We start from the raw sequence: 24,501 nt of genomic DNA, 5'->3' as shown, positions 1-24,501 counted from the left end.
TTGTTCGTTACTTATTATTCAAACCAACTGGAAATTCAAAAGGATATTTTAGTTTCGCTGTTGGAAAATTTACCTCAACATGATCCGTTTCAGTCTGACATTGTGTTAGTGCAAAGTCCGGGTATGGCACAATGGTTACAAATGGAAATTGCTAAAAAACGCGGTGTTGCAGCGAATTTCCAATTCCCCATGCCTTCCAGTTTTATTTGGAAACTTTACGCCGATAATTTGCCGAATGTTTCCACGCAAAATCCTTTTGAAAAAGATTCAACGTTATGGCGATTAATGAGGTTAATCCCTACCTTTTTACAGCAAAAAGAATTTGAACCATTAAAAAAATATTTAGCGTCCTCGCCTGCATCAGAACAGCAAAAACTTTATCAATTAAGCCTAAAAGTTGCCGATTTATTTGACCAATATCTCGTCTATCGCCCTGAATGGATTGCAGCATGGGAAGAAAATAATGATGAAAAAATCTTGGCTCAAATTAATCAGCAAAAGCAGGGCCTTTCGGCGTTAAATCCTACCTTTCTTTCTCAAATTAAAGGCAATATTCACTGGCAGGGAATTTTATGGCGAGCCTTGGTGGATGATGTTCAACGTGATTTTGGTGGAAACGCAAAGCATCGTGCTGCACTCAATCAACAATTTTTAGAATTATGTCTTGATCCCAATGCGACACTCAACTTGCCGGAACGTATTTTTATTTTTGGTATCCCTGCATTGCCAACGGTTTATCTCAATATTTTCCAAGGTATTTCAGCTAAAACAGATGTACATTTATTCTTCAATAATCCATGTCAAGAATATTGGGGTGATTTGCGAGATCTGAGTAAATCCTATTTATTAGAAAGACAGCGTTTCGTGCAAGAAACCAACGATGTGAAGCCTTTAATTTCAGCCGAGCAAGTGTTATGGGAACCTGCTGATCTTGATTACACCAATCAACAAGAAGAATTGTTCAGCGGAAATCCGCTTTTAGCCTCTTGGGGAAAAATGGGACGGGATTTTCTCTATCAATTAGTGCGTGATGAAGAAAATATTCAAGCCATTTCCCGTGATTATTATGCCGAACTTCCCGAAAAAACGTTGTTAGGGCAGATCCAAAATCAAATTTTGACGTTGAGCCATGGCGCATTAAATATAGAGAAAAATGACCGCTCTTTGGTGATGAAATCTTGTCATAGCGCGATGCGAGAAGTTGAAGTGCTACATGATTATTTGTTGGATTTATTCGATCAGAATCAGTATAAACCAAAAGAAGAACAGATTACACCAAAAGATGTGGTGGTCATGGTGGCCGATGTTAATCAATACACGCCTTATATTCAGGCTGTCTTTGGGGCGAATAGTGCGGACGCACCTGTTATTCCGTTCTCAATTTCTGACAGTAAATTGTCTGAAAGTGATGTGATCGTGTCGAGCTATCTTTCCCTGTTAAATTTAAAAGAAAGTCAGTTTGGCGCGGAAGAAGTACTGGCTTTATTGGATATTCCGGCTATCCGTGAACGTTTTAATATTGCCCTTGCCGATCTCGAGCAAATCCGTGAATGGGTGAAAGAGTCAGGTATTCGCTTTGGTTTAGAAAAACGGCAGAATACACTGAATTTTAACGCGTGGCAGGCGGGGCTTGAGCGTATGACCTTAGGTTATGCGATGCGTGAAGAGCAAGGCGTTTGGCAAGACAGCCTTGGACTTGATAGTAGCTATGGATTGAAAGGGCAGTTAGTTGGTGCAGTGAATCAATTTTTTACGGTCTTAAATAAATGGCATCAAGATCTGCAAAAAGCACACAACATTGAAAAATGGCGTGAAAAATTGACTGCACTTTTGAAGGATTTCTTTGTGCAAAATGAAGAAACGGCGGATACCTTGTTTTATATTCAAGATTGTATTAATGCCTTTGCCGATGATTTGCAGGCCGTCAATTTTGAAGAAACCTTGCAGGCGGATGTCATTGCGGAAGTGATGTCTGCGCGTTTAGAAGAAACACCAAATAGCCTTCGTTTCTTAGCGGGAAAAGTGAATTTCTGTACGCTTTTACCAATGCGCTCTATTCCTTTTAAAGTGGTGTGTTTGCTCGGAATGAATGAAGCGGATTACCCACGCAGTCATACCCCAAATAGTTTTGACTTAATGCAATATCATCATCAAAAAGGCGATCGTGTTCGTCGAGATGATGATCGTTATTTATTCCTTGAGGCTCTGCTCGCCGCAAGATCCCATTTTTATGTGAGTTATGTGGGCTCTTCAATTATTGATAATCAACCCAAAGAGCCTTCAGTATTGGTGAGCCAATTGGTTGATTATATTAATCATTATTCAGACAATGGTTTGAGAATTGAACAACATCCAATGACGGCATTTAGTCCAAGCAATTTCCAAAATGAAGGGAAAATTAACCGCTCTTTTGCGAAAAAATGGTTGCCGATTGCGCAATTTCAAGAAAGAAAATGTCATGAATTTGTTGTGCCGATGGGGGAAAATCAAGAGTCAATAGCGGAAATTGAGCTCGATCGTTTTGTGAGTTTTGTTGAAAATCCAGTGAAATTCTTTTTTGAAAAGCAGCTTGGCGTGTATTTCCGAGATGAGGACGATCGCATTGAAGAAAGTGAAAACTTCACGTTAAATGGTTTGGATCATTATCGCATTAGTAATGAGTTATTGCATTTAGAGGAAGCGCAATTTAACGATTATTTTGCCAAACAGCGAGTGAAAGGCATCATGCCTCGCGGCGAGTTTGCAGAAGTCTGTGCACAATCCATTCGTGCTGATGTATTGGCTTTTAAAGAGAAAATTAAGGATTATTCTTCACCACATAGTGAGAGTGTCGATTTTGTGGTGGAAACGGCACAAGGCAATATTCGCTTGTTTGGCTATATGGAGCCGTTATTTGGCGATGAAAATCAGATAATCGAATGGCGATTTGCAAAATATAAAGATCGTTATCGTATTCGCCCATGGCTTTATTATCTCATTCAACTGGCGACAAAAGAGAACGCTCAGCCACCACGCATTATCGCTAAAGATAAGGATTTAACATTAAAAACAATAGAAAAATCAACCGCACTTGAGAAATTGAAAATGTACGTTGAGGCCTATTTACAAAGCCAGCAACAAATTCAGCTCATTCCAACGGAAAATATAGTGAAGTTTATTGAAAAAGATGAAAGTGCGGTCAATTTTGACAATGTTTTAACGAATATCGAATCTCTAGCGAAAGATGATAACTATGGTTATAGAAAAGCCGATCCTTATTGGGCGAGGGTGTGGGGGCAAACGGAACAATTTAAATCGCAGGATGGTCTTTTACAATTGGTGAAACAAACCACATCTTGGTTTGGAGAAATGTTATCTTAAAGAGGATCTTCAGATCGAAAAGATCTTGGATTTTTGATAAGATACTGACTTAAGAATCATTTTGAAAAGGAGCTAAAATGCGTTGTCCGTTTTGTTCAACTGAAGAAACTAAGGTGATTGACAGCCGTTTGGTTTCTGATGGGTATCAAGTGCGTCGTCGTCGGGAATGCGGGAATTGTCATGAACGCTTTACCACCTTTGAAACGGCCGAATTAGTGGTGCCAAAAATTATTAAAAATGATGGGTCACGCGAGCCGTTTAATGAAGATAAATTGCGTAGCGGTATTCAACATGCGTTAGAAAAACGCCCTGTAAGTTCGGATGATGTGGAAAAAGCCATTAGCCATATTATTATCCAATTACGTGCTACGGGGGAGCGCGAAGTGCCAAGTCATCTCGTGGGTAAATTAGCCATGAATGAGCTGAAAGAATTAGATAAAGTGGCGTATATCCGTTTTGCATCCGTTTACCTGAGCTTTGATAATATCAATGAATTCACCAAAGAAATTGAAAGCTTAAAGGATTAATATGAGTGACACCTTTTCCCCTGATGACGTGAAATTTATGCAACTGGCTCTTGAGCTTGCGGCAAAAGGGCAGTACACCACTACGCCGAATCCATCCGTAGGATGTGTGTTAGTTAAGAACGGTGAAATTGTCGGGAAAGGGTTTCATTTTAAAGCGGGTCAGCCTCATGCAGAGAGAATGGCGTTGGCCGATGCCGGTGAGAAAGCGAAAGGCGCAACTGCTTATGTGACGCTTGAGCCTTGTTCTCATTATGGTCGCACACCGCCTTGTGCATTAGGTTTAATTGAGGCGGGGGTCAGTCGAGTAGTGGCTGCTATGGCGGATCCTAATCCTCAAGTGGCTGGCAAGGGCTTAAAAATGTTAGCCGATGCAGGCATACCAAGTGCGGTCAATTTATTGAATGAACAAGCGGAAGTCTTAAATAAAGGTTTTCTCAAACGTATGCGAACTGGCAAGCCTTATGTACAGCTGAAATTAGCCATGAGTTTAGATGGACGAACAGCTATGGCGAGCGGTGAAAGTAAGTGGATCACGGGTGACGCAGCCCGTGCAGATGTGCAAAAAATGCGAGCTAAAGCGACCGCACTTTTATCAACAAGTGCTACCGTGTTAGCCGATGATCCAAGCTTGAACGTGCGTTGGAATCAATTCCCTGATGATTTAAAAGCGGAATATGCGGAAGATACTGTGCGTCAGCCTATTCGCATAATCTTAGATTCTAAAAATCGAGTTCAACCAAGCCATCAATTATTCCATACCCATTCGCCAGTTTGGCTTGTGGGTTCAATTCCACGAGATATGTCTGTATTCCCTGATTTTTGTGAGCAAATTTTACTGCCAGAAAACTATGATTTTGATCTATTGATGACAGAATTCGGCAAGAGACAAGTGAATTCCGTTTGGGTAGAAGCGGGCGCCAATTTAGCGGGTAGCTTGATTGAACAACATGCTGTAGATGAATTAATCATTTATGTTGCCCCGAAACTCTTGGGAGATAACGCTCGAGGATTATGCCAACTTTCGCATTTGGAAAAACTTGCGGATGCCCCATTGTGGCAACTGCAAGAATGTGAAAGAATTGGGGATGATTTAAAGCTCAGTTATTTACCTAACTTATTAATAAAAGAATAAAAAAATGCTTAAAAAACTTTTCCACTCCGCCCTTTGGGGGCTTGCTGCGGCAGGTGTTATTTTATTTGCCGTTCCTAAGCTCAATAACAGCAGCCTTTTCTCTGCTGATGATATCGTTTCGTTCAATAGCGCCGTGAGAATTGCTTCTCCTGCCGTGGTGAATGTGTACAACCGATCTTTTTCTTCTGCCAGTATTAATGATAGCGATCAATTACAGGTAAATAACTTAGGTTCTGGCGTGATTATGACCAAAGACGGTTATATTCTTACCAATAAACACGTTATCCAAAATGCTGATCAAATTGTGGTGGCACTGCAAAACGGTAATATTTATGAAGCGAATTTAATCGGTTCGGATAATTTGACGGATCTTGCGGTATTAAAAATTAAAGCAACCAATCTTTCGACGATTCCACAAAATAAAGAACGCCAAGTACGAGTAGGTGATATTGCTCTAGCTATTGGTAACCCATATAACCTTGGGCAAAGTGTGTCACAAGGGATTATCAGTGCGGTAGGACGTAGTGCAGTTGGCGATTCTTTAGGTCGTCAAAACTTTATTCAAACAGATGCATCAATTAACCGCGGTAACTCTGGTGGCGCTTTAATTAACTCAGCTGGCGAATTAGTGGGGATCAGCACGTTAAGTATTGGTAAAACAGCCAATGAAATTGCGGAAGGTCTGAATTTTGCGATTCCAATCAGTATTGCTAATGATGTGTTGTATAAAATTATTCGCGATGGTCGTGTGATTCGTGGTTATTTTGGGGTACAAAGTGAAATCACCGCTAACTCAAACGGTGGCATTGTGATTACAGGTGTGACCGCCAATAGCCCGGCAGCGAAAGCGGGGATTCAAGTGGGCGATGTGATTTTACGTTTAAATAAACAAGATAACTTATCTATTCGTGAAATGATGCAAATTATTAGTGATACTAAACCGAATACAGAAGTTATTGTTACTGTTTCTCGCTTAGGTAAAGTGATTGATCTCCCTGTAGTTATTGAAGAGTTACCATCTAACTAAGGATATATCGTGGAAGTTAAAACCAGTCACTTTTTTGCCTGTTTAGATCGTCTTCGCTTAATTCAGCGTTGGTCATTGATGCGCAATATTGAAAAGGAAAACTTGGCAGAGCATAGTCTGCAAGTTGCCTTTGTGGCACAAGCCTTAGCCATTATTAAAAATCAATTTTTTGGTGGGGAAGTGAATCCTGAGCGTATTGCGGTGATGGCGATGTATCATGATACCTCTGAAATTTTTACGGGTGATCTGCCGACCCCAATTAAGTATTTCAATTCTGAAATAACTCATGCTTATAAAGACATTGAAGCGGCAGCCGAATTACATTTAATTAGCTTGCTTCCGACTGAGTTGCAAGATAGTTTTGCGCCATACTTAGATAGTGAGCAATTTAGCCCAGAAGAAAAGCATTTAGTAAAACAAGCAGATTTGATTTGTGCCTATATTAAAGCTCAATTTGAATTAGAGCATGGTAACCATGAATTTAAAACAGCGAAAAAACGCTTAGAAAATTTAATGGAACAATGGCACAGTCAAGAAATGGATTATTTTTTACAGGTCTTTTTGCCAAGTTTTGGGCGATCGATTGATGAGATTGCGTTGTAAGCGAAAATAAAAAAGTGCGGTTAATTTTAACCGCACTTTTTGTTTCTGATATTACTTCAATGTCGCTAAAATGATCTGTTCAGGATCCACGTGTAACCAGACTTCTTGTCCCACTTTCCAACCATCTTTGCTATGAATACTCGCACAAAATTCAATTGAGCTGTCCTTTATTTGTAAAATCGCTTCTTCATTCTGCATAGAAAGAATCGTCGCTTGGAAAAGGTTATTTTTTTCTTCTAATGGGGTGGCGCTAATTTTCACCCAAGGGGCTTTAAACATGACCATCACTTCTTTTTCAGTAATGAGTCTGAGGCGCTCAGCACTGCGCATTGTGATTGAAACATGTAATGGATGAGCTAAATCCTGAATGTTTACTGCAACAATGCAGCGGGAGTCCACAATATGTTGGCTTGCTACCTTACCGAAAAATTGATTGCGCGCACTACTTTGTAAGGAGAATTTTGCTGTTGCTGAAAGCAGGCTGTTTAACGGGATCGTCTCATCTTGCAGAATATGGAACGCGTGCTCTTGTGTTTGTTCGAGCAAATCGTAAAGCTGTAGCAAACGTTCTGCGTAAGTCGTTAATGATGTACCGCCCCCATTTTTCCCACCGATATTACGTTCTAAAAGCGGTTTTGGGCTGATTTTATTCATCGCTTCAAGGTGATCCCAAGCACTTTTATAGCTCACTTTGGCATTTTTGGCCGCTTGGTTGATTGAGCCACATTCTTTAATTTCTTTTAAGAGGCGAACACGTTTTGGATCAATAAATAATTCTTGATGAAGTTTGACCGTCAGTAAAATTTCAGTTTGTTTCATCATCTCCTCCTAATACACAATTCTGTCTATTTTACTTGATCTTTAAGTTTTTCTGTATGCTTATTTAAAAATTCAAGTTATAATTCACTCGTAGTATATTTTTTTATATATAGTTTCATTTATATAGGAGATAAATAATGAAATTAACTAAATTTGCAACCGCACTTTTAATTGCAGGCATGGGCGTATCTTTTGCGGCATCAGCAAAAGTGACTGTGTTTGCAGCAGCTTCAATGACTGATGCGCTACAACAAATTGCGGATCAATACCAAACTGAAAAGCCAAATAATACCGTCGTTTTCTCTTTTGCTTCTTCTTCTACCCTTGCAAAACAAGTTGAAGAAGGTGCACCTGCAGACTTATTTATTTCAGCTAGCAACAAATGGATGAAATATTTATCAGATAAAAATCTCACTGTAAAAGAAACTGAAAAAGTATTAGCGGGTAATGAATTAGTGTTAATTGCACCAGCCAAAAGTGCAGCTAATTCAGTGGATATTGCTAAAGGTGAATGGATTAAAGGCTTAAAAGACAGTTATTTGTCTGTGGGTGATCCTGCGCATGTTCCTGCAGGACAATATGCAGAAGAATCATTAACGAAATTGAATTTATGGGATCAAGTTAAAGATAAATTAGCGCGAGCGAAAGACGTACGTGGTGCGTTAGCCTTAGTTGAACGCGCTGAAGCGCCTTACGGTATTGTGTATAGCACCGATGCGAAAGTGAGTAAAGACGTGAAAACAGTCGGCGTATTCCCGAAAGACAGCTATAAACCAGTTGAATATCCGGTTGCGATTTTAAAAGATCATGACAATGCGGATACCCGTGATTTCCTTAATTACTTAGAATCGAGCGCAGCAAAAAAAATATTTGTTGAATATGGTTTCTCTGTGAAATAATGAGCTCAGACTTTATAAAGAAAGGACAGGAAACTGTCCTTTTTATTATCCTCTAAAGAAATTTCGTCATATCGATATATACACAAGGAAATATTTTGCTCTCTTGGTTTCAATTAAGCCCGATGGAATGGGATGCGATTCACTTAAGCATGAGTGTCGCATTGAGTTCTATGCTTTGGAGTTTGCCTTTTGCGATTTTTATCGCTTGGCTGCTGGCTCGTAAGGAATTCTACGGTAAGTCACTGATTACAGGGATTATTCATCTACCTTTGGTGTTACCGCCAGTGGTAATCGGCTATTTATTATTAGTCGCCATGGGGCGTAACGGTTTTATCGGTAAGTATTTATATCAATGGTTTGGTGTATCCTTTGGCTTTAGTTGGAAGGGAGCAGTATTAGCTTCCGCGGTGGTAGCATTTCCATTGGTCGTGCGGGCAATTCGTCTTTCCTTAGAAAGCATTGATTTTAAGTTAGAGCAAGCCGCACAAACGCTTGGTGCTTCGCCTTGGCGAGTCTTTTTTACAATCACGTTGCCTCTTTCTCTCCCAGGTGTGTTGGCGGGTTTAGTATTAGGTTTTGCTCGCTCTTTAGGGGAATTTGGCGCAACCATTACTTTCGTTTCCAATATTGCAGGGGAAACTCAAACCATTCCTTTAGCGATGTATTCATTTATTCAAACACCAGGTGCGGAATCACAAACTGCGCGCCTTTGTTTGTTTGCGGTGATCCTTTCATTGATTTCCTTATTGCTTTCCGAAGCTTTAAGCAAACGGATGCAGAAAAAATTGGGGCAAGGCGATGCTACACATTAATGTACAACAACAATTAGGCCGCCTGACCTTACGTGCGGATCTGCAATTGCCAACTCAAGGCGTGACGGCGATTTTTGGTTTGTCGGGGTCGGGGAAAACCTCATTGATTAATTTAGTGAGTGGCTTAACTCATCCTGATCAAGGATTTATTCGTTTAAATGATCGCACTTTGGTGGATGTAGAGAACGGTGAGAATCTCCCTGTGCATCAGCGCAAAATCGGCTATGTATTCCAAGATGCACGTTTATTTCCGCATTACAATGTCAAAGGTAATTTGCGTTATGGCATGAAGCATGTCAGCCATGAAGATTTTGACTATATTGTTCAGCTACTTGGTATTGAACCGTTACTCAAACGCTATCCGCTTACTTTATCAGGCGGAGAAAAACAACGTGTGGCGATTGGGCGAGCCTTATTAACGGATCCCGATATTTTGCTGATGGATGAACCGCTTTCTGCTTTAGATGTGCCTCGTAAACGTGAGCTTATGCAATATTTAGAAAGTTTATCTAAAGAAATTAATGTGCCGATTTTATATGTAACGCACAGTTTAGATGAATTATTACGCTTGGCCGATCGTGTAGTGCTGATGGAAAACGGCAAAGTGAAAGCCTATGATACCTTAGAAAATGTGTGGAACAGTCCGTCATTTGCCCCTTGGAAAGGCGAATCGGAGCAGAGCAGTGTGTTGGCGTTGCCTGTCTATTTGCATAATCCAACCTATAAAATGACCGCACTTTCTTTAGGCGAACAACAGCTTTGGATTAACGAAGTGCATCATCAAGCGAATGAAAAAGTGCGCGTCTGTATTTATAGTTCCGATGTATCACTCACTCTCAGCAAGCCAGAACAAACGAGTATTCGTAATATCTTACGTGGGCAAATTGTACAAATCGTTCCACAAGAGAATCGCATTGATATTGCGGTGTTGGTGGAAGGTCATAAAGTTTGGGCAAGTATCAGTAAATGGGCATTTAATGAATTACATTTTGCTCAAGGCATGGATGTTTATGTACAAATAAAAGCCATTTCAGTCGTATAAAGTAAAAGTGCGGTCAATTTCAAAACAGTTTTAAAATTGACCGCACTTTTTGTTTAGGCTTACTTACCTAGGTTATCAAAGAATTTCTTCACACCGTCTAAAAAGCTTGAAGATTTCGGATTATGCGATTTTTGTCCTTTCAAACTTTCTTCCAGTTTTTCTAATAATTCTTTTTGTTCTTTATTTAAGTTCACTGGTGTTTCAATCACTACGCGACAAATGAGATCGCCTGCGTAGCCGCTACGTGTAGAGTTCACCCCTTTACCACGCATACGGAAGAGTTTGCCTGTTTGGGTTTCAGCAGGGATTTTGAGTTTCACTTTACCGTCTAAGGTTGGAACTTCAATTTCACCACCTAACGCAGCCATTGAGAAACTGATTGGCACTTCGCAGTAGAGGTTATTGCCATCACGTTCAAAGATATGATGTTCTTTAACATGAATAACCACATATAAATCACCTGCTGGTGCACCATTTTCGCCCGCTGCACCTTCGCCGCTTAAACGTAATTGGTTGCCGGTATCCACACCTGCTGGGATTTTAACGGAAAGATTTTTCTTCTTGTGAACACGACCTTCGCCATGGCAGCTTTTACATGGTTTTTCAATTTTCTTACCAGAACCATGACAAGTAGGACAAACCGCTTCAGTTACGAAGAAACCTTGTTGGCGACGAATACGACCTGAACCATGACAGCTTGGGCATGTCTCAACTTTTGATCCTTTTTCTGCGCCAGTACCATCGCAGCTATCACAGTGAGCAAGAGTATTAATTTGGATATCTTTGGTTGTACCTTTTACGGCTTCTTCTAACGTAATTTGGATGTCATAACGTAAATCTTCACCGCGTACTACACGCTGACGACCTCGTCCGCCACCGCCGAAGATATCACCGAACATATCTCCAAAAATATCACCGAAATCAGCACCGCTGAATCCGCCACCGAAGCCACCGCCTCCCATGCCACCTTGTTCAAAGGCTGCATGACCGTGTTGATCGTAAGCCGCTCGCTTTTCTTTATCACCTAGGATTTCATAGGCTTCTTGGATTTCTTTAAATTTTTCTTCTTTGGCTTTATCACCTTTGGTTCTATCAGGGTGATATTGCATGGCGAGTTTTTTGTAAGCACGTTTAATTGCTTTTTCATCTGCGCCACGTTCAACACCAAGAACGTCGTAATAATCTTTCTTTGCCATAATGTTTTCGTTTTCCGTTTAAAAATATAAATTTAAAAAATTTTATTTTGTTATTGTATGGTATTGCGTTAACAACATACCTAAGAATAAAAATAATGTCGAAGTCAGAAATATCAAGGGTAAATTCGTTAATTTATGACTTATTTTGCTGCTGCAAATGCTTGCTCTAAGTCAGCTAAAATATCTTGAATATTTTCAATACCGCAAGAAAGGCGAATAAGTCCTGCAGAAATCCCCGCTTTTTCTAATTCAGCTTCACTTAATTGGCGGTGTGTTGAAGTCGCTGGATGTAATGCACAAGTACGAATGTCGGCTACGTGTACTTCACGTGAGGTCATTTGCAATGCGTTTAACCATTTTGCCGCGGTTTCTTTATCACCTTTAATCTCAAAGGAAATAACGCCACACAAACCGTTCGGTAAGTATTTTTGTTTGAGTGCGTAATCTGGCGAGCTTGGTAAGCCAGGATAATTCACTTTAACGACTTGCGGATGTTTTTCTAAAAACTCGGCTACAGCCTGTGCATTCTCATAATGACGTTGCATGCGAAGCGCGAGGGTTTCCATACCTACATTTAATAAGAAACTATTTTGTGGTGCTGGTGTAGCACCTAAATCACGCATTAATTGCACGCGTGCTTTGACAATATAAGCCGCAGGGCCAAAGGTTTCTGTGTAAACCAAACCATGATAAGTTTGGTCTGGCGTGCTTAATTGCGGATATTTGCCGTTATTCCAATTAAAGTTACCGCCATCAGTAATTGAGCCACCTAAGGCAATCGCATGACCATCTAAATATTTAGATGTGCTGTGAATGACCACGTTTGCGCCAAATTCGATTGGACGACAAAAATAGGGGGTGGCAAAGGTGTTATCAACTAATAATGGCGCCTCTGCAGCTTTCGCTAAGGCAGCAAATTTTTCAATATCCAACACGCGTAAAGCGGGGTTTGCAATGGTTTCAGCAAAGACGGCTTTTGTATTTGGACGAATCGCTTTTTTGAGTTCTTCAAGTGGTAAATCTTGATCCACAAAAGTCACTTCGATACCCATTTTTTTGAATGTATGGGCAAACAAATTGTAAGTACCGCCATACACATAAGAAGAGGAAATAAAATGATCGCCTGCTTCTAAAATATTCAACATCGCATAGAAAACCGCAGATTGACCAGAAGCAGTACACATTGTTGCTACACCACCTTCAAGTGCCGTGATTTTTTCTTCTGCAGCATTTGTTGTTGGGTTTGCTAGGCGAGTATAGAAATAACCGGCTGCTTGTAAATCAAATAACTTGCCAATTTCTTCTGCAGAATCGTAAGTATAAGTGGTGCTTTGTACGATTGGTTGAACACGTGGCTCTCCATTTTTTGGGCTATAACCGGCATGGAGACATTTTGTTTCGAATTTCATTATTTTCCCCTTGAATTGGGTTCGTTTCGGGATAAAGTGCGGTCATTTTTCATCATGTTTTTACACTTTAGATTTATAGTGTAGAAATGAGTGATGTGAATTTCCACCTCATGGTTTAGTAGAATAGTCATGCGATTTACCCTACAAACATATTTTTCCTGACTTCACTTTTTTAAATAAAGTCAGGAAAAATACTGATGAATGAATACACCAAAAGGGCGTATCGCTACGCCCTTTGATTTAGGTTAAAGTGAAATTATTTGTTGTCTTTCACTTCTTCAAACTCAGCATCAACAACATCATCATTTGGTTTGCTGTTGCTTTGAGCTTGTTGTGCATCAGCTTGCTGTTGAGCCACTTGAACAAGTTTTTGAGCAACTTCTGCAAGCGCTTGAAGTTTAGCTTCGATAGCCGCTTTATCTTCACCTTTCGCAGCTGTTTCTAAATCGCTTAATGCACTTTCAATTGCTGCACGATCTTCAGCTGGAACTTTGTCACCGGCTTCTTCTAATTGTTTACGTGTGCTGTGTACAAGGTGATCTGCTTGGTTGCGAGCTTGTACTAATTCTTCAAATTTACGGTCTGCTTCAGCGTTTGCTTCTGCATCACGAACCATTTGTTGAATTTCTTCATCACTTAAACCTGAAGAGGCTTTGATGGTGATTTGTTGTTCTTTACCCGTACCTTTATCTTTCGCAGAAACGTGGATAATACCGTCAGCGTCGATATCGAAGGTTACTTCAATTTGTGGCATACCGCGTGGAGCAGGGTTGATGCCTTCAAGGTTGAATTGACCTAAAGATTTATTCGCTGATGCTTGTTTACGTTCACCTTGTAACACGTGAATGGTTACTGCACTTTGGTTATCTTCTGCTGTTGAGAATACTTGCGATTTTTTAGTTGGAATCGTCGTGTTTTTCTCAATTAAGGTAGTCATCACACCACCCATAGTTTCAATACCTAAAGATAACGGTGTTACGTCTAACAATAATACATCAGTTACATCACCTGCTAATACACCACCTTGAACTGCTGCACCGATAGCAACGGCTTCATCTGGGTTCACATCTTTACGAGGTGCTTTACCGAAGAATTCTTCTACTTTTTGTTGTACTAATGGCATACGGGTTTGACCGCCCACTAGGATAACATCATCAATTTGTGATGCAATTAAGCCCGCATCGTTTAATGCAACTTTTACAGGTTCAAGTGATTTAGCCACTAAATCTTCTACTAAAGATTCTAATTTAGCACGAGTTAATTTAATGTTTAAGTGTTTAGGACCTGTAGCATCTGCAGTGATGTAAGGTAAGTTCACATCAGTTTGTTGTGCAGAAGAAAGTTCAATTTTCGCTTTTTCACCTGCTTCTTTTAAACGTTGCATTGCAAGTGGGTCATTACGTAAATCAACGCCTTGTTCTTTTTTGAACTCATCCACTAAGTAGTTGATTACACGGTTATCGAAGTCTTCACCACCTAAGTGAGTATCACCATTGGTTGCTAATACTTCGAAGGTTTTTTCGCCACCTACTTCATCAATTTCGATGATAGATAAGTCGAATGTACCACCACCTAAGTCATAAACAGCGATAGTTTTGTTGCCTTGGCCTTTATCTAAACCGTAAGCTAATGCTGCTGCTGTTGGTTCGTTGATAATACGTTTAACTTCTAAGCCTGCGATACGACCTGCATCTTTTGTCGCTTGACGTTGAGCATCGTTAAAGTATGCAGGAACAGTGATTACCGCTTCAGTCACTGGCTCACCTAAGAAATCTTCCGCAGTTTTCTTCATTTTTTTCAATACTTCTGCAGAGATTTGTGGAGGTGCAAGTTTGTCACCTTTTACATTTACCCATGCATCACCGTTGTCTGCTTTGGTGATTTTAAATGGCATAATGTCGATATCACGTTTGACTTCAGCATCTTCAAACCGACGACCGATTAAACGTTTGATTGCAAATAGTGTATTTTTCGGGTTGGTCACTGCTTGGCGTTTTGCCGGTTGACCCACTAAAATTTCGTTATCATTTGTATAAGCAATAATTGACGGAGTAGTGCGATCACCTTCTGCGTTTTCGATTACGCGTGGTTTATCACCATCCATTACTGCCACACAAGAGTTTGTTGTACCTAAGTCAATACCAATAATTTTTCCCATTTTGTTACTCCTAAGTAAATTTTAAATTCGTTGTAAATTGTTACGATGAATAAGATGTGGATGCTTTTTCGCATTTCAAGAGGCAAGATTTAAAATTTTTTCTTCCTTTTAAAGTGCGGTTATTTCCGTTCTTGTTTTACAAAATAAGTCCAGAGATGAGAAGTTCAAGGGGATATAAAATTATTTTTGAAAAAGATATAAAATTATTTTTGAAAAATAAGAAAAAAATTGTGATTTGTGATAAATTGCCATCAATTTTAATCATCTATTAGTTAGCAAAGGAATCAAAATGAAAAAATCAACCGTAGCATTAGGTATCATTGTTGCTCTTAGTGTTGTAGGTGTCGGTGGTGCATGGTTTACTGGCGAAAAGGCACAAACTGAATATTTACGTCAAATTGAATTAGCAAACCAAAAATTCCAAAGTTTAGGTTTGTCAGATTCAGTGAATCTTGTTTATAAAAATAAGCAATTTGATCGCAGTTTCTTTACTTCTCAAGTGGAAGATGAAGTAGTTATTTCTTTACCAAAAGAAGGACAAGTATTTACTATTCCGTTTTCAACTAAACTTTATCATGGTCCATTTCCACTTAATCAGTTGGAAAAATTTAACTTTGTACCAACGATGTTTTCCGCACAAGGTGTGATTGGTAAAAATGAAACCACACAACCTTTATTTGATTTACTTAAATCAGATAAGCCTATTCAATATCAAGCATCTACTAGCTATAGCTTAGCAACAAAAGGTAAAGTTGAATTAGCCGCAGGGGAAGTGACAGATCCAAATTCTCCACAAAATAAAATAGCGTGGTCAAATGTCAACATCGGTTTTGATGTAGATAAAGATCGTGCAGGTAAATATGACATGACCTTAGATGAAGTGACTGCTGATTTAGGACCTAATAGTGCAGATGGGGAAGATAGCCAGGATGCTACTGCGGTTAAATCAGTAAAAACAAAGATGAAGGGCATGAAATTAGACGCTTCATTCAATCCTACAAATTGGGCTTATATTTATACGGGGAAAGGTTCTTATACTACTGAAAGCTTCGAAATGACGAGCACTGATTATGCTGGAAAAACGACCTCTCTTATTGAAAAAGGCTTAAAAGCAACATCTGATATTTCACTTAATGGTGATTTTGTAAACTTAAAAAGTGAAAGTACAGTAGATTCATTCGTGTTAGATGGAAAAGAGTTAGGAAAATTAACTAACAATAGCGAGTTAAATCATATTGAAGCAAACGCAGCAAATGCTTTGGTTGAAGCACTTTTCACTGTCTTTAAGTCAGTCAGAGATGATAAAAATGTGAATGATGAAGTTGTATCTGAAATTTTAAGTTCATGGGTTGAAAATCATGGTATGGCTATTTTTAATAATCAGCCTCAAATTAAACTGAACCCAGTGTCAATTTCAGATAATCAAGGTAAAGTGTCATTGGATTTAAACGTGGCGTTAGCGAAAGATCCAAAATTTGATTTAATGGCAGGTAGTTTATATAAACAATTTACTGATTTCTCAGTAAATATTCATGTAGATAAAGCAACTGCAGAAAAAATCATGACACAATTTGCCCCAGAAGAAGATAAAGCGCTGGTTAAAGAGAAAATTGAAGAGCAAGCTAAACAAGCGGCAGCACAAAATATTGTGGTGAATAATGATAAAAATGTGACACTTAACTTAGTGCTTGAAAAGGGCGAACTGAAACTTAATGGTCAAGTGATTCCAGAAGAACAGGTTCAAGGCGTATTATTTATGTTAATAATGGGCGCAGCAATGCAGGCTAAGTAATAACGGCTAAACAATCAAAAGGAGATAAAGTAATTTATCTCCTTTTTTATTAGGTTGAGCTTATTTAACTTTTAATCCAATCGAGCTTTTAAATACCCGTCATAATCGGGGATATCAATATTGATTTCTTGCTCAAATAAGCTTGATGTTAAAAGAAAATCGGCCGTGCTTTGATTAATCGCCACTGGAATATTCCAAACAGTTGCAATACGTATTAAGGCTTTTACATCGGGATCATGTGGTGCTGCGTTCATCGGATCCCAAAAGAAAATCATCATATCAATTTTTTTCTCAGCAATTAGTCCACCGAGTTGTTGATCGCCTCCCATCGGGCCACTTAATAATGAGGCTATTTCAAGTCCCGTTTCTCTAGACAATAGATGGCCTGTTGTACCTGTTGCATAAAGTTGATGGGGAGCGAGAGCTTCTTTATGTTTCTTTACCCAATTGAGCAGGTTTTGTTTGCAGCTATCATGTGCAACGAGCGCTATTCGTTTATGAGAAAAGATTGAGCGAGTTGTCGTGTTCATATTTTGTCCTCTAAAAAACTCAAAAGCATACAAACACTTTAGATCAAAGCGGGTAGGGAATGCAATATGTAAAGTATGCTTTAACTTAAAGCCAAAAATCCTTTAAAAATGACCGCACTTTTAGTGAAGAGTATTGCAATAACAGGAAGAAATGCATGAGAACAGTGAAAATCTACTATCTTTCTTGCAAAAAATCTTCTAAAATTTACAGGATTTTGTTAAATGTTTGTAACATTGATTAACAAGCTTGATTTTCGTGTTTGGTCATGACCAAACTTCATTTTCACTCAGTAAAATAAGGAAAGACTATGTCAGATACCTTAGTAAACGATATTGACCCAATTGAAACACAGGATTGGTTGTCAGCTGTTGATTCATTAATTCGTGCAGAAGGCGTAGAGCGAGCGCATTACATTATCAATCAAGTGATTGATCAGGCACGTAATGGTGGTGTGAACATTGCAAAAGGTGGCGTAACAACCCCTTATGTTAATACCATCCCACTTTCTGAACAGCCAGCATACCCAGGTGATAAAGCTATTGAGCGTCGTATTCGTAGTGCTGTACGTTGGAATGCGATCATGGCGGTATTACGTGGCCAGAAAAAAGATCTTGAATTAGGTGGTCACATTTCAACTTATCAATCTGCAGCAAGCATGTATGAAGTTTGTTTTAACCACTTCTTCAAAGCGGCGACTGATAAAAACGGCGGTGACTTAGTCTTCTTCCAAGGCCACGCAGCACCAGGTATGTATGCTCGTGCATTTGTTGAAGGTCGTATTACTGAAGATCAAATGAATAATTTCCGTCAAGAATGTGAACCAGGCAAAGGTCTTTCTTCTTACCCACACCCGAAATTAATGCCTGAATTCTGGCAATTCTCGACCGTATCTATGGGTTTAGGTCCTGTAAATGCGATCCGTACTGCTCGTTTCTTAAAATACTTAGATAACCGTGGTTTAAAAGACACCAAAGATCAAAAAGTGTATGCTTTCCTTGGTGACGGAGAGATGGACGAAATCGAAGCAAAAGGTGATTTAACATTCGCAGCACGTGAGGGCTTAGATAACTTAATCTTCGTTGTAAGCTGTAACTTGCAACGTTTAGATGGTCCTGTAACGGGTAACGGCAAAATCGTTCAAGAATTAGAAGGTTTATTTGCTGGTGCTGGTTGGGAAGTGATCAAAGTCATGTGGGGTAGTGGCTGGGATAAATTATTTGCAAAAGATACTACCGGCAAATTAACCCAATTAATGATGGAAGTGCTTGATGGTGACTATTTAACCTTCAAATCTAAGAATGGTGCATACGTTCGTGAACACTTCTTCGGTCGTTATCCAGAAACCGCTGCATTAGTGGCGGATATGACAGACGATGAAATCTGGGCATTAAGACGTGGTGGTCACGATTCAGAAAAACTTTATGCCGCATTCCATAAAGCGCAAACTGCAGGTAAACCTGTTGTGATCTTAGCGCACATGGTTAAAGGTTATAAAATTCCTGAAGCAGAAAGTAAAAATACTGCGCATCAATCGAAAAAAATGTCTCTCGAAAGCTTAAAATCTTTCCGCGATCATTTCCAATTAGATATTAAAGATGAAGATATTCCTAACTATCCATACATCACCTTCCCAGAAGGTTCGGAAGAGTACAATTATCTTCACGGCAGACGTAAAGCGTTAAATGGTTATTTACCAAAACGTTTACCAAAATTCACCACTGAATTTAAAGTGCCATCATTGGAAGAATTTGCACCATTATTGGAAGAACAAGCTCGTCCAATTTCAACTACAATGGCATTTGTACGTTTCTTAAATACCTTATTGAAAGATAAGAACATTGGTCAACAAATTGTGCCAATTATTGCTGACGAAGCACGTACTTTCGGTATGGAAGGTTTATTCCGTCAAATCGGTATTTACAACCCACATGGTCAAAACTATGTGCCTTCTGACCGCGATTTAGTGGCGTACTACCGTGAAGCGAAAGATGGTCAAGTATTACAAGAAGGTATCAATGAATTAGGTGCAGCATCATCTTGGTTAGCGGCAGCGAACTCATACTCTGTAAATAACCTTCCGATGATTCCATTCTTCATCTACTACTCAATGTTTGGTTTCCAACGTGTGGGTGACTTAATGTGGGCAGCAGGTGACCAATTAGCACGTGGTTTCATGATCGGTGGTACTTCTGGCCGTACAACATTAAATGGTGAAGGTTTACAACACGAAGATGGTCACAGCCATATTCAATCTCTTGTTATTCCTAACTGTGTATCTTATGACCCAGCTTACGTTTATGAAGTGGCAGTTATCCTACAAGATGGTATCAACCGTATGTATGGTGAAAAACAAGAAGATGTGTTCTACTACATCACTACATTAAACGAAACTTACGAACAACCAGCAATGCCAAAAGGCGCAGAAGAGGGTATTCGTAAAGGTCTTTATAAATTTGAAACCGTTGAAGCGAAAGGCAACAAAGGTCATGTTCAATTATTAGGTTCAGGTGCGATCTTCCGTCACGTTCGTGAAGCAGCACAAATCCTTGCAAATGAATATGGTGTAAGCTCAGATGTATATAGCGTGCCTTCATTCACTGAAGTCGCTCGTGAAGGTGCAGATGCCGTACGTTGGAATATGTTACACCCAACAGAAACGCCACGCGTACCTTATATCGCACAAGTAATGAACGATGCACCAGCTGTAGCGGCTACTGACTACATGAAATTGTTCGCAGAACAAGTTCGTGCATTCATTCCTGCACAAAGCTATCACGTATTAGGTACAGATGGTTTCGGTCGTTCAGATAGCCGTGAAAACTTACGTGAACACTTCGAAGTGGATGCGCGTTATGTTGTGGTTGCAGCATTACATGAGCTTGCAAAACAAGGCAAATTTGATGCGAAAGTGGTGGCTGATGCAATCGCGAAATTTGGTTTAAAAACTGAAATTTTAAATCCGCTTTACGCTTAATAAAAACATCCTGTGTGTGAGAGCACACAGGAGCATCTACAAATAAAGTGCGGTTGATTTTAACTGCGTTTTTTAAAGGTAAGATAACATGTCAAAACAAATTCAAATTCCTGATATCGGTAGTGATGAAGTTACCGTCACAGAAGTGATGGTGAAAGTAGGTGATACCATTACTGCAGATCAAAGCATTATTAATGTTGAAGGTGATAAAGCTTCAATGGAAGTCCCTGCACCAGAAGCTGGTGTAGTAAAAGAAGTATTAGTAAAAGTGGGTGATAAAGTCACAACTGGCACACCAATGCTTGTTTTAGAGTCAGCGGATTCGGCAGCGCCTGCTCCAGCGGCAGCAGCACCTGCACCGGCAGCCGCACCAGCAGCTGCAAGTGTAGTTGAAGTTAATGTACCAGATATCGGTTCAGACGAAGTAAACGTGACAGATATTATGGTGAAAGTCGGTGATACTGTTGAAGTTGACCAATCAATCATCAATGTTGAAGGTGATAAAGCGTCAATGGAAGTGCCTGCTCCAGTTGCTGGCGTCGTAAAAGAAATTTTAATCAACGTGGGCGATAAAGTTGTTACTGGCAAATTAATCATGAAATTTGAAGTGGCCGGTGCAGCACCAGCCGCAGCGCCAGTTCAACAGGCGGCAGCACCTGCAGCTGCACCAACAGCTTCAGCCATTAAAGAAGTGAATGTACCTGATATTGGTGGTGATGAAGTCAACGTAACTGAAATCATGGTTGCAGTTGGCGACAGCATTTCTGAAGAGCAATCTTTAATCACCGTTGAAGGCGATAAGGCCTCAATGGAAGTGCCAGCTCCATTCGCGGGTGTGGTAAAAGAAATTTTAGTGAAATCAGGTGATAAAGTTTCAACTGGTTCATTAATTATGAAATTTGAAGTGGCGGGTGCAGCACCTGCTCCTGCAGCGGCTCCAGTAGCGTCAGCTCCAGCGCCTCAAGCAGCACCTGCAGCGGCGCCGGTAGCACAACCAGGTAATGTATCTGGCTTAAGCCAAGAACAAGTTGTAGCAAGTGCAGGCTATGCACATGCAACTCCAGTGATTCGTCGTTTAGCACGTGAATACGGTATCAACCTTGATCGTATAAAAGGTACCGGTCGTAAAGGTCGAGTGGTAAAAGAAGATATCCAAGCTTATGTAAAAACCGCTGTTAAAGCATTTGAAACCGGCACGGTTTCTTCTGCAGCCGCAGGTAATGGTGTGGCAAATGGCGCAGGCTTAGGCTTATTACCATGGCCGAAAGTTGACTTCAGCAAATTTGGTGAAGTAGAAGAAGTTGAATTAAGCCGTATCAACAAAATCTCTGGTGCAAACTTACATCGTAACTGGGTAATGATTCCACATGTTACTCACTTCGATCGCACAGATATCACCGATTTAGAAGCATTCCGTAAAGAACAGAACAAGATTGTTGAAAAACAAAAATTGGATGTGAAAATTACACCAGTTGTGTTTATTATGAAAGCGGTAGCGAAAGCATTAGAAGCGTTCCCACGTTTCAATAGCTCTATCTCTGAAGACGGTCAAAAATTAACACTTAAAAAATACATCAACATTGGCGTAGCGGTAGATACACCAAACGGTCTTGTTGTACCTGTATTTAAAAATGTGAACAAAAAAGGTATTATCGAACTCTCTCGTGAATTAATGGAAGTCTCCAAAAAAGCACGTGACGGTAAACTTTCAGGTTCTGATATGCAAGGTGGTTGTTTCACTATTTCAAGCTTAGGCGGTATTGGTACAACTCACTTTACACCAATCGTAAATGCACCAGAAGTGGCAATTTTAGGTGTGTCTAAATCAGAAATGCAACCGGTATGGAATGGTAAAGAATTTGAGCCACGCTTAATGCTTCCATTATCATTATCTTTCGACCACCGTGTGATCGATGGTGCTGATGGTGCTCGTTTCTTAAGCTATATCAATGGCGTATTAGCTGACTTACGTCGCTTAGTGATGTAATTAACACGGTAAGATGTGAGTGATTAGGCTCACATCTTACAGAAAGGATCGCAAGTGCGGTCAAAAATTTGAACGTTTTTACGAGGTAAAAATGAGTAAAGAAATTAAAACCCAAGTTGTGGTACTTGGTGCTGGTCCTGCAGGTTATTCAGCGGCATTCCGTTGTGCGGACTTAGGTTTAGAAACAGTACTTGTTGAACGTTATTCAACATTAGGTGGGGTATGTTTAAACGTAGGTTGTATCCCTTCTAAAGCATTACTTCACGTTGCTAAAGTAATTGAAGAAGCAAAACACGCAAGCAAAAACGGTGTGTATTTCGCTGAGCCTCGCATTGATTTAGATGAAGTGCGCGCAGGTAAAGAAGCGGTTGTGGCGAAATTAACAGGCGGTCTTGCAGGCATGGCTAAACAACGTAAAGTCACCGTTGTTGAAGGTTTAGCGGCGTTTACCGATCCACACACATTAGTGGCACGTGATCGTGATGGTAAACCAACCACAATTAAATTTGATAATGCGATTATCGCAGCGGGTTCTCGCCCAATTCAATTACCATTTATTCCACATGAAGATCCACGTGTTTGGGATTCAACAGATGCACTTAAATTAAAAGAAGTACCGAAAAAACTTTTAATCATGGGTGGTGGTATCATCGGTTTAGAGATGGGTACCGTGTATAATGCATTAGGTTCTGAAGTCGAAGTGGTTGAAATGTTTGACCAAGTGATTCCAGCGGCAGATAAAGATGTGGTAGGTATTTATACCAAACAAGTTGAGAAAAAATTCAAGTTAATGCTTGAAACTAAAGTGACTGCCGTTGAAGCAAAAGATGATGGTATCTATGTTTCAATGGAAGGTAAAGCATGCAACGATACTAAACGTTATGATGCAGTATTAGTCGCAATCGGTCGTACACCAAACGGTAAATTGATTGATGCAGGTAAAGCAGGTGTTGAAGTAGATGAGCGAGGTTTCATTCATGTTGATAAACAAATGCGTACTAATGTGCCTCATATCTTTGCAATTGGTGATATCGTTGGCCAACCAATGCTAGCACATAAAGGTGTTCATGAAGGTCACGTCGCGGCAGAAGTGATTGCAGGGAAAAAACATTACTTCGATCCAAAAGTTATTCCTTCTATTGCTTATACTGAACCAGAAGTGGCTTGGGTCGGTAAAACTGAGAAAGAATGTAAACAAGAAGGTTTAAACTACGAAGTGGCTAAATTCCCATGGGCTGCTTCAGGTCGTGCGATTGCTTCAGAATGTGCTGAAGGTATGACCAAATTAATCTTCGATAAAGATACTCACCGTGTACTTGGTGGGGCAATCGTTGGATCTAACGGTGGTGAATTATTAGGTGAAATCGGTCTTGCGATTGAAATGGGTTGTGATGCGGAAGATATCGCATTAACGATTCATGCTCACCCAACACTTCATGAGTCTGTGGGTCTTGCAGCTGAAGTATTTGAAGGTTCAATTACCGATCTTCCAAATGCAAAAGCGAAGAAAAAATAATCAATTCTAATCCTTTTAAGGGCTACTCATTGAGTAGTCCTTATTTTTTTTGAGATCTCACTCACAAAATTGCATAAAAATTCAATAAAAACTGGCGAGCATAATGACTTTTTGATAAAATCCGACCAGTTTTATTTTTATATTTTTTTATTATTTAAAAGCTATGTTAAAGAAGATTTTGATTATTGTAGGTTTGGCTGTTTTGACAACAGCCTGCTCTAACAACTCGGGGCAGGCACAAAACGGCATGATTAGTGAAAGTGATGATGCTGAGTTAACGGGTTTGATTGCTGGTTTAGATGGGAAAAAAGGGGGCGTTTACCCTAAATTAAGAACTAACCGTCCTAAATCAGGTTTAATTGGTGATAAAGCGCTTGCTCAAGTTTATAACGAATGGGTGGGAACTCGTTACAGAATGGGGGGGACTTCAAAACATGGTATTGATTGCTCTGCATTTATGCAAACTGCTTTTCTTGATGCTTATGGCATGGAGCTTCCACGTTCAACTTCAGAACAACGCTATTTAGGTCGCCAAATCCAAAAACATGAATTACGTAAAGGTGATTTGGTGTTCTTCCGTCGCAACAATCATGTTGGCGTTTATATTGGTAATAACCAGTTTATGCATGCAAGTACAAGCCAAGGTGTAACAATTAGTTCATTAGATGAAGATTACTGGTCAAGAACTTATACACAATCTCGTCGTGTGATGTAATG

The 24,501-nt window shown here is 39.8% G+C and carries 18 protein-coding genes; 13 read left to right on the top strand and 5 right to left on the bottom strand.

Going from position 1 to position 24,501, the window contains the following annotated elements:
* The 5 genes from recC (at position 1) to yfbR (ending at position 6,649) form a co-directional block, all read left to right on the top strand.
* Positions 1 to 3,360 (top strand): exodeoxyribonuclease V subunit gamma, encoded by a 3,360-nt coding sequence (recC, locus tag INP95_RS09115; RefSeq protein ID WP_197560598.1) that lies wholly within the window; start codon positions 1 to 3, stop codon positions 3,358 to 3,360.
* Positions 3,361 to 3,437: 77 nt separating this feature from the next.
* Entirely contained in the window at positions 3,438 to 3,887 is a 450-nt protein-coding gene (gene nrdR / locus INP95_RS09110) for a transcriptional regulator NrdR (RefSeq protein WP_005695670.1), read from the top strand.
* Between the two features lies 1 nt (position 3,888).
* Entirely contained in the window at positions 3,889 to 5,019 is a 1,131-nt protein-coding gene (ribD, locus tag INP95_RS09105) for a bifunctional diaminohydroxyphosphoribosylaminopyrimidine deaminase/5-amino-6-(5-phosphoribosylamino)uracil reductase RibD (RefSeq protein WP_197560597.1), read from the top strand.
* 4 nt (positions 5,020 to 5,023) lie between these two features.
* Entirely contained in the window at positions 5,024 to 6,046 is a 1,023-nt protein-coding gene (gene degS, locus INP95_RS09100) for an outer membrane-stress sensor serine endopeptidase DegS (protein WP_049370235.1), read from the top strand.
* Positions 6,047 to 6,052: 6 nt separating this feature from the next.
* Positions 6,053 to 6,649 carry a 5'-deoxynucleotidase gene (yfbR, locus tag INP95_RS09095; RefSeq protein WP_049366094.1) on the top strand — a complete coding sequence of 199 codons (597 nt, stop codon included), beginning with the start codon at positions 6,053 to 6,055 and terminating at the stop codon, positions 6,647 to 6,649.
* A gap of 51 nt (positions 6,650 to 6,700) precedes the next feature.
* On the opposite strand, the gene modE is transcribed toward yfbR, so the two are convergent.
* Entirely contained in the window at positions 6,701 to 7,468 is a 768-nt protein-coding gene (gene modE, locus INP95_RS09090) for a molybdenum-dependent transcriptional regulator ModE (RefSeq protein ID WP_197561045.1), read from the bottom strand.
* A 134-nt stretch (positions 7,469 to 7,602) separates the two neighbouring features.
* Between modE and modA the strand changes: the two genes are divergently transcribed.
* The 3 genes from modA (at position 7,603) to modC (ending at position 10,221) form a co-directional block, all read left to right on the top strand.
* Positions 7,603 to 8,367 carry a molybdate ABC transporter substrate-binding protein gene (gene modA, locus INP95_RS09085; RefSeq protein WP_197561044.1) on the top strand — a complete coding sequence of 255 codons (765 nt, stop codon included), beginning with the start codon at positions 7,603 to 7,605 and terminating at the stop codon, positions 8,365 to 8,367.
* A 95-nt stretch (positions 8,368 to 8,462) separates the two neighbouring features.
* Complete coding sequence (gene modB / locus INP95_RS09080; protein WP_269475385.1) at positions 8,463 to 9,179, top strand: molybdate ABC transporter permease subunit; 717 nt, start codon at positions 8,463 to 8,465, stop codon at positions 9,177 to 9,179.
* Positions 9,166 to 10,221, top strand: a complete 1,056-nt coding sequence (modC, locus tag INP95_RS09075; RefSeq protein WP_197560596.1) for a molybdenum ABC transporter ATP-binding protein ModC — start codon at positions 9,166 to 9,168, stop codon at positions 10,219 to 10,221. The genes modB and modC overlap by 14 nt, the downstream gene beginning before the upstream one ends.
* A 59-nt stretch (positions 10,222 to 10,280) precedes the next feature.
* On the opposite strand, the gene dnaJ is transcribed toward modC, so the two are convergent.
* From dnaJ to dnaK, 3 genes are all read right to left on the bottom strand, one after another.
* Positions 10,281 to 11,417, bottom strand: coding sequence for a molecular chaperone DnaJ (dnaJ, locus tag INP95_RS09070; protein WP_197560595.1), 1,137 nt, complete (start codon positions 11,415 to 11,417; stop codon positions 10,281 to 10,283).
* Between the two features lie 140 nt (positions 11,418 to 11,557).
* Positions 11,558 to 12,826: an O-acetylhomoserine aminocarboxypropyltransferase/cysteine synthase family protein gene (locus INP95_RS09065; RefSeq protein ID WP_197560594.1), complete on the bottom strand. Its 1,269-nt coding sequence runs from the start codon at positions 12,824 to 12,826 to the stop codon at positions 11,558 to 11,560.
* A 256-nt stretch (positions 12,827 to 13,082) separates the two neighbouring features.
* Positions 13,083 to 14,984, bottom strand: a complete 1,902-nt coding sequence (gene dnaK / locus INP95_RS09060; protein WP_197560593.1) for a molecular chaperone DnaK — start codon at positions 14,982 to 14,984, stop codon at positions 13,083 to 13,085.
* Between the two features lie 289 nt (positions 14,985 to 15,273).
* Between dnaK and INP95_RS09055 the strand changes: the two genes are divergently transcribed.
* Positions 15,274 to 16,776 carry a YdgA family protein gene (locus INP95_RS09055; RefSeq protein WP_197560592.1) on the top strand — a complete coding sequence of 501 codons (1,503 nt, stop codon included), beginning with the start codon at positions 15,274 to 15,276 and terminating at the stop codon, positions 16,774 to 16,776.
* Positions 16,777 to 16,847: 71 nt separating this feature from the next.
* On the opposite strand, the gene mgsA is transcribed toward INP95_RS09055, so the two are convergent.
* A complete protein-coding gene (gene mgsA / locus INP95_RS09050) occupies positions 16,848 to 17,306 on the bottom strand; it encodes a methylglyoxal synthase (RefSeq protein ID WP_197560591.1) in 459 nt (152 codons plus the stop codon).
* A 308-nt stretch (positions 17,307 to 17,614) separates the two neighbouring features.
* On the opposite strand from mgsA, the gene aceE reads away from it, so the two are divergent.
* The 4 genes from aceE to INP95_RS09030 all read left to right on the top strand — a co-directional run bounded on the left by aceE (position 17,615) and on the right by INP95_RS09030 (position 24,499).
* Positions 17,615 to 20,281 carry a pyruvate dehydrogenase (acetyl-transferring), homodimeric type gene (gene aceE / locus INP95_RS09045; RefSeq protein ID WP_049384471.1) on the top strand — a complete coding sequence of 889 codons (2,667 nt, stop codon included), beginning with the start codon at positions 17,615 to 17,617 and terminating at the stop codon, positions 20,279 to 20,281.
* 88 nt (positions 20,282 to 20,369) lie between these two features.
* A complete protein-coding gene (gene aceF, locus INP95_RS09040) occupies positions 20,370 to 22,268 on the top strand; it encodes a pyruvate dehydrogenase complex dihydrolipoyllysine-residue acetyltransferase (protein ID WP_197560590.1) in 1,899 nt (632 codons plus the stop codon).
* 91 nt (positions 22,269 to 22,359) lie between these two features.
* The gene (lpdA, locus tag INP95_RS09035) at positions 22,360 to 23,784 is read left to right on the top strand and encodes a dihydrolipoyl dehydrogenase (protein ID WP_197560589.1); all 1,425 of its coding nucleotides are present in this window, start codon (positions 22,360 to 22,362) and stop codon (positions 23,782 to 23,784) included.
* A 163-nt stretch (positions 23,785 to 23,947) separates the two neighbouring features.
* Positions 23,948 to 24,499, top strand: coding sequence for an NlpC/P60 family protein (locus INP95_RS09030; protein ID WP_005695690.1), 552 nt, complete (start codon positions 23,948 to 23,950; stop codon positions 24,497 to 24,499).
* Positions 24,500 to 24,501: the final 2 nt, after the last annotated feature.

This window comes from Haemophilus parainfluenzae, from assembly GCF_014931375.1.
Lineage (GTDB): Bacteria > Pseudomonadota > Gammaproteobacteria > Enterobacterales > Pasteurellaceae > Haemophilus_D.
The sequence above is the reverse complement of the archived record's forward strand: the minus strand, read 5'-3'. Positions and strand labels throughout refer to the sequence as shown.